Raw genomic sequence first — 11,757 nt, forward strand, 5'->3', positions numbered from 1 at the left:
ATGTTTTCGGAAAAACGCGGTCGCGAATTCTATGTGCTCTCCTTCTTCTTCGCCCTGTTCGTGCTCTTTCTTTATGGACCGCTTTCGGCCATCTTGATTCTGGCCTTTCAAGGTCCGAATGGCGGCCTCACCTTCCCGCTCAACGGTGTGTCCGTTCACTGGTTCGCCAATCTTTTCCAGCAGCAGGCCGTGGGTGACTTCGGCGGATCTTTCCGCCGTTCCTTCTTCCTGGGATTGATGGTGATGATTGCGACCGTGCTGGTATCGCTTCTGGCGGGCCTTGCGTTTCGCCGCAAATTCGTCGGCGCGACACCCTTGTTCTATCTTTCCGTCGCCAGTCTCGTGGTGCCATCGATCATCATTTCGCTGGGCATCGGCGTTTTGTTCCAGCAACTTGGCCTAGAACCGTCATGGTACAGCTCCGCCTTCGGCGCGCATCTGACCTGGACGCTGCCTTTCGGTGTGTTGATCATGCTCGCCGTCTTCAACCGTTTCTCCCCTTCCTATGAAGAGGCTGCCCGCGATTTGGGGGCGACATCCTGGCAGACCTTTCGCGAAGTGGTGTTGCCGATGATTGCGCCGAGCCTGATCGGCATCGGCCTGTTCGGTTTCACCCTCTCCTATGACGAGTTTGCCCGCACATTGATGACGTCAGGTACCTACAACACCCTGCCGCTGGAAATCTACGGCATGACCACCAATGTCACGACACCGGTTCTCTATGCGCTGGGTGCGGTCACCACGTTCTTTTCGTTCCTGGTGATTGCCGCAACGCTTGGCCTTATCGTTTATCTCAACCGCCGCCAGTTGAAGGCCTGACCGAAACATCATGCGCATTCTCATCGTCAATCCCAACACCACCGCCTCCATGACGGCCACCGTCGCAGCCGCCGCCAAAAGCGTCGCAGGCCACGGTACGGACATCGTCGCCGTCACCTCCCTGATGGGTCCTGTTTCCATCGAGGGCTATTACGACGAGGTCTTCGCCATTCCAGGCATGCTGGCGGAAATTGCCAAGGGTGAAAAAGCCGGTGCCGAAGCAGCTATCATCGCCTGTTTTGACGATACGGGACTGGATGCTGCACGGGCGCTCGCGACTATCCCGGTCATCGGCATCTGCGAAGCCGCCGTTGCCATGACCTCATTCATCGCCCAGAGATTCACCGTCGTCACCACGATGGAGCGGTCACGCCTGCCTGTGGAGCATCTGGTACACCGCTACGGTATGAGCAATCGTGCCAAGGTTCGCGCCGCCGATATCCCGGTGTTGTCGCTCGAAGACCCAACCTCCAATGCACTGGAGCGATTGCGCTTCGAGATTGCGGCGGCCATCCGCGAGGATAAGGCGGAGGCAATCGTGCTGGGCTGCGCCGGCATGGCGGACCTTGCTGCCCAACTCTCTGCCGAGTTCGGCGTGCCTGTCGTCGATGGCGTGACGGCTGCGGTCAAACATGCCGAGGGGCTGATTGCACTTGGACTGAAAACCGCCAAGCGAGGAGCCTATGCAGCCCCTCTCGACAAGCCATATCTGGGTATGCTGAACGGTTTCGCGCCGGCAGCGATGTTGAATATCTAGTGCGGCGTCGCCTCGGCACTGCCACAATTCGTTCAGCACCGGTTCAGCCGAAAGCCATTAATTCTTAACCATTGAATAACAACTGGCAGCTCATCTGCCCTTTGGATGGAAAACGAAAATGGCCTCGTTTGCAGCAAAAACTCTTCTGGCTCTTGCAGTCTCTGCAGCTGTCATCGTTCCCCTAAACTCCGCATCCGCCGACGACTGGGGTCGCCATAACAGGGATGACGCCCTTCTCGGCGGCGTGCTTGGCCTTGCCGCCGGTGTTGCCGTCGGCTCCGCCCTTTCCCAGCCGCGTTACTCGGATGAGAGGGTTTATGACGAACCGCCTGTCCGTCACTATCAGACGTATCAGCCGCGCTACACCTACAACGAGCCCGACGATAACTACTACTATCGCCAGGCACCGCGCCCGGTTTACCGCGCGCAGCCAGTTTACGATACTCGCCGCGCCTATCAGCCTCGGCCGACCTATCGCACGATCGAGCCTTGGACATCGGCCTGGTATGATTACTGCTCGCAGCGTTACGGCAGCTTTAATTCCCGCACCGGAACCTACATGGGTTACGATGGGCAGAACCATTTCTGCGTCGCGGGCTGATAGATTACAATTTCCTCATTCCTGTCCTTCCGACAGGAATGAGGAACTATGATCCCTTCTGGACATATTCCGTCCGGTTTATATTGTGTCGTTGAAGCTTGTCGTAGAACGTCTTACGGGCGATCCCCAGCGCGCCAATGGTGCTGGAGACATCGCCATCGAATTTCTCCAGCGTTTCGCGGATGATCTGCGCCTCCTCCCGGTCCATTCTCTCGGAAAGTGTCCCTGACGTTACGCGGGCATCGGCGGATGGGTTATCTGCTCCCGAACCCTCCAGACCCAGCACAACGCGCTCGGCAAAGTGGCCAAGTTCGCGGACATTTCCCGGCCAGTCATGGTCATTAAGATAGCGCGACACGGGGGACGTGATGCCCGGCACCGGCATGCCGAAACGCGTCGACGCTTTTTTGATGAAGTGCGAAAAGAGCAGTGGGATATCCGCTTTCCGCTCGCGAAGAGGCGGAATGGACAGCGTCACGACATTGAGACGGTAATAAAGATCGTCACGAAAATCGCCACGCAATAGAGGGTCTCCGAGATCAACCTTGGCCGCCGCGACCACACGAATATCGACGGCGCGTTCCTCATTGGAGCCAACAGGTGACACCTTTCGCATTTCCAGAACGCGCAGCATTCTGACCTGGACGGCGGGCGGCATGCTCTCGATTTCATCCAGAAACAGGGTGCCTGCGCTGGAATGTTCGATGCGTCCTATGCGTTTTTTCTGCGCCCCGGTAAACGCACCCGCCTCGTGGCCGAACAACTCGCTTTCGATAACAGTCTCTGGCAATGCACCGCAATTCAATGCCACAAAATTTCCCTGCGCGCGGCGTTTGCTCCAACGATGAAGGGCCGTCGCTACCACCTCTTTGCCGCTACCGGTTTCACCGGCTACCAGCACGTCAACATCCGTATCGGCAATATGGCGCAAAGTATTGCGTAGCCGCTCCATGGCGGGTGTCTGGCCAATGAGAGGGAGATCGTCCTCCGCTTGCAGGGCCACCCGTTTCAAAGCCCGGTTTTCCATGACAAGCCGGCGCTTTTCGATAGCGCGGCGCGCGCTTTCGACCATGCGCTCCGCCGGAAACGGCTTTGAAATGAAGTCATAAGCGCCTTTTTGAAGAGCCGCGACCGCCATCGGGACATCACCGTGGCCGGTAATGAGGATGACCGGCAGATCTGGGTCGATCTGGCGCAGACGCTTAAAAAATTGCAAGCCGTCCATGCCGGGCATACGCACATCAGTGATAACGACCCCGTCGAAGTCTATCGAGAGGGCCTCCAGAGCCTGCTCTGCCCGTGGGAACGGCATGACCGTTATGCCTTCCAACTCCAGCGTTTGGCGCATGGCCTTGCGCAGTTGAGAATCGTCATCGACCAGATAAACCGTACCGCTCATCGTCATTTCATGCCCGTTTCAAATAAACAGAAAAACACGTTCCATTTTCGCCGGTTTCCACATCAACGCGTCCGCCATAATCGGAAGCGATATCGCGCGAGATAACCAGCCCAAGCCCTAGACCGCCCTCCTTCGATGTATTGAAGGGAGAGAATAATTGCTCAAGAATATCCGCTGCAATGCCCGGTCCGTTATCCGTAATGGTCAGAACAACCTCGTCATTTGCAGTCTTTACTTGAACCTCGACCCGGCCATTTGGCTTGTCTTCCAGCGCTTCAAGCGCGTTTTGCAGAAGATTGATGACGATCTGCTCCAGCCGTATGCGACTGCCGGACACCATGACGCTCTCATCCGGCAGGGTGATATCCAAGGCATCCATTCGCCCCGCAAAACGGCTGCGCAGCAGCACGACCGCACCTTCGATGACGAGACGAAGGCTGACAGGCTCGGCCGCTGTTCGGCCTTTGCGTGCCAGTATTTTGAGGTCGCTGGTGATGACGCCGATGCGTTCCGTCAATGAAGCAATGCTTTCGAGATTTTCGTCCGCATCCTTTTTGCGATCCCGCTTGAGAAAAACGCGGGCGTTGTCTGCAAAGGCGCGGATGGTCGCAACCGGCTGGTTGATTTCATGGGCGACGCCTGCGGCAATCTGGCCGAGAATAGACAGGCGGTTGGCCTTGACCAGTTCGTGCTGCACGCTTTGCAACTCTTCAGTCGTTTGTTCGTGTCGGATGATTTCGGCCTGAAGACGGTCGCGCGCCATCGTCAGATCGATCGTTCTTTCCTGCACACGGCGCTCAAGCTCGGAGCGATCACGCTCGGCTTCGGCCCGCGCCTGCGCTGCTTTTTGTCTGCGGCGTAGCCATATCGCCGAAAAGGCCATCAGCGGCATGAGACTAGCGGCGGCAATGACACGATTTCCGCGGATAGCCGCGTTCATGGTGGCTTTTATCGGCTGCAAATAATGCAGCGACCATGCCGTGGTCGGAACCGGCAGTTCCAGCCGCAAATACTCTCCGCTCAGAGACGACGGCGCGTCGATCTTGACGATCGCGACTTGCGGGCCGGGATTGGATAGCGTCTCCACCGGCATGGGCGACAACTTCTCGTCGCCGAACTGAAGGCTTTCGGAGATGGTCTTTCGCCGCGCGTCATCAATCTGCGCGACGGTGTTGAAGCGCCATTCCGGAATGCTGGTCATCAAAACCACGCCATTGGAATCAACGATATAGACCGGGTGGCGACCGATATTCCAATCCGCTTCGAGACGATTGAATTCGACCTTGGCTATAACCACCCCCAGCGGACGACCATCAGGACCATCCACCCTGCGCGAAATGTAAAGACCGGGCTTCCGGCTCACATTGCCCAGCGCGTAATGCTCGGCCATGCCGGTGTCCATTGCGGCCTTGAAGTACTCCCGGAACGCATAGTTGGAGCCGACGAAACTCTCCGGCGTTTGCCAATTGCTTGACGCGATGGTGACGCCATTGGTGTCCGCGACATAGATGACCGACGCCTGCGTGCCCTCTATCAGGCCCTCCAGCTTGCGGTCCAGACGTGGGATGGCTTCACCGCCATCTTGGAAAGCTTCGATGATATCCCGGTCCCGGGCCAGCACGAGCGGCAAAACACGTGGACGTTCTAGGGCGACATTAAGAAGTGCCGATTTCAATTCCGCATCAGTGGTTGCAGTGGCCAGCAGCGTCTTCATGGCCTGAACGCGCCCAAGCCTTTCGGCCGCGACGAATGCAGCCACCGCAATGATCAACCACATCGCTATGAACGCTGTCCAACGAGCACGAGATGTATCGAGACTGCGCATAAAAAGAACGCCCTTTCTGTGTGGATTTCCGCACAAAACCCTGAATTCAGTGAGCGGGAACATACACAAAATCATCCCGCTCGCAAAGTCAGAAAATTAAAATGATTAATTTTCAATCGGTTGCTTCAGAAAAATTCTCTTGGCACGGGAATTGCTGCGTCATGGGCAGGCGGTCCTTGACCGTGAACCAAATACGGCGGACCCGGGAGGCCATGAGGCAGGGTTGTGACCGAGGAGGAACTAACATGATTGATAGCACGACCGTGGCATCCAGCCACGTAAAACTGCCATTTTACCGGCACCTTTATTTTCAGGTTCTCATAGCCATTGCCGCGGGCATCGCACTCGGCCACTTTTATCCCGCACTCGGCGAACAACTGAAGCCGCTGGGCGATGGCTTTATCCGTCTCGTCAAAATGATCATCGCCCCTGTGATCTTCCTGACTGTCGCGACCGGCATTGCCGGAATGAACGACATGAAGAAGGTTGGACGCGTTGCCGGCAAGGCAATGATCTACTTCCTGACGTTTTCGACGCTGGCGCTCATCATCGGTATGATCGTGGCCAATGTGGTCCAGCCAGGCGCTGGCATGAACATCGATCCGTCCACATTGGATGGCAAGGCTGTCGCGACCTATGCAGCCAAGGCGCATGAACAGTCCATCACCGGCTTCCTGATGAACATCATCCCGACAACAATCGTCGGCGCTTTCGCTGATGGCGATATTCTTCAGGTCCTGTTCTTCTCGGTGCTGTTCGGCATTTCGCTTGGTATCGTGGGCGAACGCGGCAAGCCCGTTGTCGATTTCATGCACGCGCTGATGTATCCGATCTTCAAGCTGGTCGCGATCCTCATGAAAGCCGCCCCGATCGGCGCTTTCGGCGCCATGGCTTTCACCATCGGCAAATACGGCATTTCGTCCGTTACCAACCTGGCGATGCTGATTGGTACGTTCTACTTTACGTCACTCTTCTTCGTGATCGTCGTTCTTGGTGCAGTTGCGCGTTATAACGGCTTCTCGATTTTCGCGTTGATCCGCTATATCAAAGAAGAACTTCTGCTCGTTCTCGGCACATCGTCATCGGAAGCGGCCTTGCCGGGCCTGATGAGCAAGATGGAAAAAGCCGGCTGCAAACGCTCCGTCGTCGGCCTGGTCATTCCGACTGGTTACTCTTTCAATCTCGATGGCACCAACATCTACATGACGCTGGCCGCCCTCTTTATTGCGCAGGCAACCGGCATCGAACTGTCCTGGGGTGAGCAGATCCTGTTGCTTCTCGTCGCGATGCTCAGCTCCAAGGGTGCCGCAGGCATCACTGGCGCGGGCTTCATTACACTTGCAGCAACACTGTCGGTGGTTCCGTCCGTTCCAGTCGCCGGCATGGCGCTGATCCTCGGCATCGACCGCTTCATGTCGGAATGCCGCGCTCTGACCAATTTCGTCGGCAATGCGGTCGCGACCATCGTCGTTGCGCGCTGGGAAGGCGAACTCGATCAGGAGCAGCTTGCTCGTGTGCTGAGTGGCGAGGAAATCACCAGCATCGGCGATATCCAGACCACGCCGGTGCCACAGCCCGCGGAGTAATCTGGACGCATAACACTGGGTTACAAGGCCTGCCCGATGCTATCGGCGCAGGCCTTGTACGTTTGTAGACCCGCTGAAACGCTTTCCAAGCCGCAAACATTCGGGATAAATGGTTTCGACCTGCTATCCATCCGCGCATTGGACCTGGACATGAAAAACCTTATGCTTTCCTGGCAATTCTGGGCTCTGCTTTCGGCGGGCTTCGCGGCCCTGACAGCAATCTTTGCCAAGATTGGTATTGAGAACGTCAATTCGGATTTTGCGACCTTCGTCCGGACCGTCGTCATTCTTTTTGCCGCCGGTTTCATGGTCTATGTTACTGGGAACTGGCAAAATCCGTCCGCTGTAACGGGGCGCACCTGGCTTTTTCTGGTGCTCTCAGGTCTTGCCACTGGTGCATCCTGGATATGTTATTTCCGCGCTCTGAAACTGGGAGATGCCGCGCGCGTCGCCCCTATCGACAAATTGAGTGTCGTTTTCGTCGCCATATTTGCCGTGCTGTTTCTCGGTGAGCGCCTGTCGCTACCGAACTGGCTGGGGGTGGTACTGATCGCATGCGGCGCAGTGCTCGTGGCTTATCGGGGGTGAACACACTGTCGATAGCTCCAATTGATGGCCCGCACTAATCCGAAAGGAATATTTGACGCCGGACTTTTCTGACTAGAATGAAACCTCCCAAACAACAGGTAAATCGTAATTGGGAGGGGACCATGCGCATTGACGTGATTGACACCTGGGGTGGTTTCGATGGCATCCGGGAAACATGGGACGCGGTCTACTTGGCCGATCCCCACGCACAGCATTTTCTTTCGTGGATCTGGTTGAAGGCCTATCTGCGGCGTCGCGGACGCTGGTTTATTCTGGCCTTACGAGAAAAGCCGGAAGGGTCTCCCTATGTGGCATTCTTCCCCTTGCGAGTCGTCACCCAGCAGGACAAAAAAACCGGTCGATTTTTCGATGAGATTATCATGGCCGGAAATTTTGCGGCGGATTACACCGGCTTCATCACGCTGCCGGATTACGAAACAAATGCCGTTTCAGGATTTTGCGCTTTTCTCAAGGAACAGCGCTGGACCCATCTCAAGCTGGATTATTTCAGCGGCCCGCCTTCCCGTCGCGACGCAATGATAAGGGCGCTGCAAGGACCGTTGGTCATGTTTCGAGACAGCACGCCGAAAAGCCCGAACAATATCGATAATTGCATCTGCCCGGTGGTTACTCTTCCCCCAACGTTCGACGACTATCTGGACACCTGCATGAGCAGCCAGACACGCCAGAAACTGCGAAGGTTCTTGCGCAAGATCGAGAACGACAGCAGCTATAGCATCACCTTTGCCACACGCGATACCATCGAGCACGACCTGACTATCCTATTCGATCTCTGGCGTATCAAATGGGCAGCGTCCAAAGGCAAGGAGCGAACCGAAAAGCTCATCTCGGCAACACGTGAAATGCTGATGGATTGCTTTTTGGACGGGACTTTGGATTTACCGGTTCTCTGGTATGAAGATCGACCACTGGGTGCGCTTGCCAACATCGTGGACCGGCAAAAGGCTGCTATTCTATTTTACATTACCGGGCGTGATGAAAGTTGGGCGACGCCGTCTCCAGGGCTGATCCTACACGGATACTGCATCCGACGCGCAATCGACATGGGGTTCAAATCCTACGATTTCCTGCGCGGCAACGAGCCGTATAAATACATGTTCGGCCCAGAGGAGAGAACGACGACCTGCACGCTGTTCAAAAGCCGATCCGGAGAAAACCTCCAAGGCAAACTGCATCCATTCAGCATGGGCTTTGTCTATCAGCAGGCTTTGAAACTTTACAAGCAGGGCGCCAAAGCCCAAGCCGAAATCGCGTTTCGGCAGGTTCTGGAAACTGCCCCCAACCATTATGGCGCAGAATTCGGATTGGCCAATCTAATGTTCGAAAAAGGTGAATTCCGGGAGGCGGAACAGTCTTACCTTACCGTCAGCCGAATGGTGGCAGACCCGCTACCGGCTTTGCTGAGGCTGGGTGAGACAAGACTTGCGCAGCGTGATTACTCCGGGGCTGTAAAAGCGTTTCAGGATGTGATCAGACGCGCACCCTTTCACCACGAAGCACTCTATAAATGCGGCATCTCTCTCATCGCCGCCGGACGACGGAAAGAAGCAATTGCCGTTTTTGAAAAGCTGCAAAACTATCACTCAGACGACACGACCAATATGCAGTATGCCGAAAAAGCAAAAGCCGCTCTTGCCCGCATAAGACTATCCGTTGAACCGGCTGCAACGCTGAGCAGATCAGTGATGGTGACAGGACAGGAGTCGGAGCAAAATAGACACTGGATACCGCCGAAGGTTTTGCATTGACGGATCGAAGCTGTAGAACGGGCGCAGTATCGTTTACAGCCATCCCGGCAGGTTATCATGTTTCTATCGAACCGCGACCTTGTTGAACTTATCGACATCCGCCACGAACTGCATCGGTTCCCCGAAATATCGGGGGAAGAGAAAGAGACGGCGCGTCGGATCTGCACCTATCTGGATGCGTCACCGCCAGACCGGCTGCTAACCGACCTCGGTGGTCACGGGGTGGCGGCGATATTTGAAAGCGGCAATGATGGCCCCAGCGTTCTCATCCGCGCCGAACTCGACGCACTGCCCATTGTGGAAAAATCAGACGTCCCTTATCGCTCTACTGTCGAAGGTCGGGGGCATCTGTGCGGACATGATGGCCATTCCACCATATTGCTGGCCTTGGCGCGGGGGCTGTCAAGAAAACGCCCGCGTACAGGCAAGGTTGTTTTAATGTTTCAGCCAGCAGAGGAAACCGGGGCCGGCGCTGCGGCGGTTATCGCGGATCACTGTTTTCAAGACATAAAGACTGACTACGCTTTTTCGCTGCATAATCTGCCGGGACTGCCGCTTGGTCATGTTTCGCTGATTGAAGGCCCGATCAACTGCGCATCGCGTGGAATGAAGATAAGGCTTGCGGGCAAGACAGCGCACGCCTCTTCACCGGAACACGGTGTTTCGCCGATGCAGGCAATCTCCACGCTGATGCCCGCGCTCTCTTCCCTCGGACAGGGTCTTCCCCCGCAGCCGGATTTCAAGATGGTGACCATTACCCACGCCGTGATGGGTGAAGCGGCTTTCGGCATTGCACCAGCCGATGCGGAAATATGGGCGACACTGCGGACCCTGACCGATGATCGCATGGCGGAACTCTGTGCCGCGGCTGAGACTCTGGCTACACAGACGGCGGCGGCGAACGGGCTGATAATCGAGATTTTCTACGACGATATTTTTCAGCATTGCGAAAATGACTCAGATGCCGTTGCCCTACTTCGGGCCGCTCTTGATGAAGAGCAAGTGCTGCACGATGGCCGGGCTTTGCCGATGCGCGCCTCCGAAGACTTCGGACGTTTTGGTGCTGTTTCCAAATCTGCGATGTTTTTTCTGGGTGCGGGCACCGACCATCCCAACCTTCACAATCCCGATTACGATTTCCCGGATGCTTTGATCGAAACGGGCGCGAGGATATTCATGCGGACGATCAGGAATCTGACGGATTGAAGGTGCCATGCGCGTCAATCCGTCGCAGACCACAACAGATTTCTACAAAATCCATAAACAATGAAATCCTTTCGCTCCCAGCCTCCTAAGCTCGCTGCTATCGTTCAGTGGCTGGGGACTCGAAGCTTTGGAGATGAACAGGATGACGGCAACGGTGACTTACCTTCACGACGAACGTGAGAGAGCGGCATTCGATTCCAACGAGCTTAAGGCTGCCATGCGCGGTTTGGCGGGCGGGGTCTCCGTCATCACGGCAGGGACGGGCTCGCATCGCACGGGGGCGACTGTGACCTCGGCAACGGCGCTCTCCATGGAGCCAGCCACCATGATCGTCAATATCAACAAGTCGTCGTCCACCTGGCCGGTGATCGCGCGCTACAACCACTTCTGCGTCAATGTTCTGTCCGCAGCCCAGCAGGACGTCGCTTCGCGCTTTGCCGGTGTCGGCGGCTTGAAAGGTGTTGATCGCTATACGGATGCGGAGTGGTTCGAACTGGAAAGCGGCGCATCTGCGCTCAGAGGTGCGCTAGCCGCAATCGACTGTGCGGTCGAAGACGTCATCGAGCGCCACACCCATGCAATCATCATCGGCCGTGTCCTATCCGTTGAACGGGCCGAAGGCTCGCCGCTCGTCTATCATGGCGGACGTTATGCCAATCTCACCAGCGTATGACGAATTGAAGCAACCTGCCCCTGATGACTGTATGGGGCAGATATTTATGCCATACGTTCCGCAGGCATAGCTGCATTGTTGGACGCGAATTGTTCCAGTGTCATGTTATCGAGAACAGCAGCCATCGCGTCTCTCACGTCGGTCATCGACCGACGGACCTGACAGGTCTGCGGATCCAAACAGTCTTCGCAGGCTTCGAAAGCAGTGCGGCTGGCACAACGGATAGGGGCAAGCGGCCCATCCAGAGCGCGGATGACCTGGCCGATGTAAATGTCGGAAGCAGCTTTTGAAAGAGCGTATCCGCCACCGGGGCCTTTCTTGGAGCGAAGCATCCCTTCGTTACGAAGTTCCAGCAGAATGGCGTCCAAGAATTTTTTGGGGATGTTGTTGCGAGATGCGATTTCGCTCACGAAAGCCGTTTCGCCCTGCGCCAGACCAGCGAGATCGATCATCGCTTTAAGCCCGTATTTTCCCTTTTTGGTCAGCATCGTCGTCTTTCAGAGGAGAGTATCTGAAAACGACATATAGCCCGTC

General features: G+C 56.1%; 11 protein-coding genes. 8 read left to right on the forward strand and 3 right to left on the reverse strand.

Annotated features, from left to right (window positions below; genetic code table 11):
• From CPJ18_RS10230 to CPJ18_RS10240, 3 genes are all read left to right on the forward strand, one after another.
• Complete coding sequence (locus CPJ18_RS10230) at positions 1 to 819, forward strand: ABC transporter permease (protein ID WP_077103433.1); 819 nt, start codon at positions 1 to 3, stop codon at positions 817 to 819.
• Between the two features lie 10 nt (positions 820 to 829).
• Entirely contained in the window at positions 830 to 1,576 is a 747-nt protein-coding gene (locus CPJ18_RS10235; RefSeq protein ID WP_103658018.1) for an aspartate/glutamate racemase family protein, read from the forward strand.
• A gap of 118 nt (positions 1,577 to 1,694) precedes the next feature.
• Positions 1,695 to 2,177, forward strand: coding sequence for a BA14K family protein (locus tag CPJ18_RS10240; protein ID WP_077103429.1), 483 nt, complete (start codon positions 1,695 to 1,697; stop codon positions 2,175 to 2,177).
• Positions 2,178 to 2,223: 46 nt separating this feature from the next.
• On the opposite strand, the gene CPJ18_RS10245 is transcribed toward CPJ18_RS10240, so the two are convergent.
• Together CPJ18_RS10245 and CPJ18_RS10250 are read right to left on the reverse strand one after the other, a co-directional pair.
• The gene (locus CPJ18_RS10245; protein WP_103658020.1) at positions 2,224 to 3,582 is read right to left on the reverse strand and encodes a sigma-54-dependent transcriptional regulator; all 1,359 of its coding nucleotides are present in this window, start codon (positions 3,580 to 3,582) and stop codon (positions 2,224 to 2,226) included.
• A 1-nt stretch (position 3,583) separates the two neighbouring features.
• On the reverse strand, positions 3,584 to 5,401 hold the full coding sequence (locus CPJ18_RS10250; protein WP_245445386.1) for a sensor histidine kinase: 1,818 nt from the start codon (positions 5,399 to 5,401) through the stop codon (positions 3,584 to 3,586).
• A gap of 245 nt (positions 5,402 to 5,646) precedes the next feature.
• On the opposite strand from CPJ18_RS10250, the gene CPJ18_RS10255 reads away from it, so the two are divergent.
• The 5 genes from CPJ18_RS10255 (at position 5,647) to CPJ18_RS10275 (ending at position 11,223) form a co-directional block, all read left to right on the forward strand.
• Entirely contained in the window at positions 5,647 to 6,987 is a 1,341-nt protein-coding gene (locus tag CPJ18_RS10255) for a dicarboxylate/amino acid:cation symporter (RefSeq protein WP_103658022.1), read from the forward strand.
• A gap of 150 nt (positions 6,988 to 7,137) precedes the next feature.
• Positions 7,138 to 7,575: an EamA family transporter gene (locus tag CPJ18_RS10260; protein WP_103658260.1), complete on the forward strand. Its 438-nt coding sequence runs from the start codon at positions 7,138 to 7,140 to the stop codon at positions 7,573 to 7,575.
• Between the two features lie 122 nt (positions 7,576 to 7,697).
• Entirely contained in the window at positions 7,698 to 9,344 is a 1,647-nt protein-coding gene (locus CPJ18_RS10265; protein WP_103658024.1) for a GNAT family N-acetyltransferase, read from the forward strand.
• A 57-nt stretch (positions 9,345 to 9,401) separates the two neighbouring features.
• A complete protein-coding gene (locus tag CPJ18_RS10270; RefSeq protein WP_103658026.1) occupies positions 9,402 to 10,550 on the forward strand; it encodes an amidohydrolase in 1,149 nt (382 codons plus the stop codon).
• Positions 10,551 to 10,692: 142 nt separating this feature from the next.
• Entirely contained in the window at positions 10,693 to 11,223 is a 531-nt protein-coding gene (locus CPJ18_RS10275) for a flavin reductase family protein (RefSeq protein ID WP_103658028.1), read from the forward strand.
• 44 nt (positions 11,224 to 11,267) lie between these two features.
• Here the strand turns inward: CPJ18_RS10275 and CPJ18_RS10280 are convergent, their stop codons facing one another.
• Positions 11,268 to 11,711 (reverse strand): RrF2 family transcriptional regulator, encoded by a 444-nt coding sequence (locus tag CPJ18_RS10280; protein WP_103658030.1) that lies wholly within the window; start codon positions 11,709 to 11,711, stop codon positions 11,268 to 11,270.
• Positions 11,712 to 11,757 lie beyond the last annotated feature (46 nt).

The sequence above is a fragment of the Agrobacterium rosae genome (assembly GCF_002915175.1).
GTDB lineage: Bacteria > Pseudomonadota > Alphaproteobacteria > Rhizobiales > Rhizobiaceae > Agrobacterium > Agrobacterium rosae.

Excerpts from the sequence above, each read along its gene's own strand:
- CPJ18_RS10260 (WP_103658260.1), top strand. The coding sequence starts at position 7,138 with ATGAAAAACCTTATGCTTTCCTGGCAATTCTGGGCTCTGCTTTCGGCG.
- CPJ18_RS10230 (WP_077103433.1), top strand. The coding sequence starts at position 1 with ATGTTTTCGGAAAAACGCGGTCGCGAATTCTATGTGCTCTCCTTCTTC.
- CPJ18_RS10280 (WP_103658030.1), bottom strand. The coding sequence starts at position 11,711 with ATGCTGACCAAAAAGGGAAAATACGGGCTTAAAGCGATGATCGATCTC.
- CPJ18_RS10275 (WP_103658028.1), top strand. The coding sequence starts at position 10,693 with ATGACGGCAACGGTGACTTACCTTCACGACGAACGTGAGAGAGCGGCA.
- CPJ18_RS10250 (WP_245445386.1), bottom strand. The coding sequence starts at position 5,401 with ATGCGCAGTCTCGATACATCTCGTGCTCGTTGGACAGCGTTCATAGCG.
- CPJ18_RS10270 (WP_103658026.1), top strand. The coding sequence starts at position 9,402 with ATGTTTCTATCGAACCGCGACCTTGTTGAACTTATCGACATCCGCCAC.
- CPJ18_RS10245 (WP_103658020.1), bottom strand. The coding sequence starts at position 3,582 with ATGACGATGAGCGGTACGGTTTATCTGGTCGATGACGATTCTCAACTG.
- CPJ18_RS10255 (WP_103658022.1), top strand. The coding sequence starts at position 5,647 with ATGATTGATAGCACGACCGTGGCATCCAGCCACGTAAAACTGCCATTT.
- CPJ18_RS10240 (WP_077103429.1), top strand. The coding sequence starts at position 1,695 with ATGGCCTCGTTTGCAGCAAAAACTCTTCTGGCTCTTGCAGTCTCTGCA.
- CPJ18_RS10235 (WP_103658018.1), top strand. The coding sequence starts at position 830 with ATGCGCATTCTCATCGTCAATCCCAACACCACCGCCTCCATGACGGCC.
- CPJ18_RS10265 (WP_103658024.1), top strand. The coding sequence starts at position 7,698 with ATGCGCATTGACGTGATTGACACCTGGGGTGGTTTCGATGGCATCCGG.